Here is a 1044-nt window from a genome sequence, read left to right on the forward strand (position 1 = left end):
TACTTTAAGCTTTACCCCAACCGCTAATTACAATGGCAGCACCAGCTTTACCTATACGGTCACTTCCGGTGGGGTTACGGAAACGGCTACAGTGAACGTCACGGTGAACCCGGTTAATGATGCCCCAACCAACAGCGTCCCTGGCGCTCAAACGACGAATGAAGACACCGCTCAGGTCTTTAGCTCTGCCAACGGCAATGCGATTAGTCTTACCGACATAGACAGTGCTTCTGTGACCACCACGATTTCTGTGGCACACGGCAGCTTAACGGCACTGGCAACAGCAGGAGTGACGATTACGAATAACGGTACAGGAACGGTGACTTTGGTGGGATCTCCAGCTAACATCACCACCGCTTTGAATGGTTTAACTTACATTCCTGTTGCCGATTACAACGGTTCTGACAGTTTAACCATAGTTACCAGTGACGGCGCTTTAAGCGATACGGACAACCTCGCCATTACAGTCAATCCAGTCGTGGATATTGCCAACGATGCAATAATCATGAATGAAGACACGGTGGCAAATTATGATGTGAATAACAACGATACCTTTGAAAACGCAGGCCATACCATCACTGCGATTAACGGTACGGCCATTGCCTATGGCGGCACAGTGGCTGTGGCCAACGGTACGGTACTTTTGAATGCTGATGGCACCTTAAGCTTTACGCCAGCTGTGAATTACAACGGCAGTACCAGCTTTACCTATACGGTGACTTCTGGTGGTTTTACGGAAACCGCTACGGTGAACCTGACAGTCAATCCGGTTAATGATGCTCCAACCAACAGCGTCCCTGGCGCTCAAAGCACGAATGAAGACACCGCTCGAGTCTTTAGCTCTGCTAATGGCAATGCGATTAGTCTTACTGATATTGACAGCGCATCTGTGACCACCACGATTTCTGTGGCACACGGCAGCTTAACGGCACTGGCAACGGCAGGGGTGACGATTACGAATAACGGTACAGGAACGGTGACTTTGGTGGGATCTCCAGCCAACATCACCACCGCCTTGAATGGTTTATCGTACACCCCGGTTGC

At 50.1% G+C, this 1044-nt stretch carries 1 protein-coding gene; it reads left to right on the forward strand.

Annotation, left to right across the window (positions count from 1 at the left end; genetic code table 11):
- The coding region (locus tag Lqua_RS13275; RefSeq protein WP_193787185.1) for a tandem-95 repeat protein at nt 1-1044 on the forward strand (1044 nt) is incomplete at both ends.

The organism is Legionella quateirensis, from assembly GCF_001467955.1.
GTDB classification, from domain to species: domain Bacteria; phylum Pseudomonadota; class Gammaproteobacteria; order Legionellales; family Legionellaceae; genus Legionella; species Legionella quateirensis.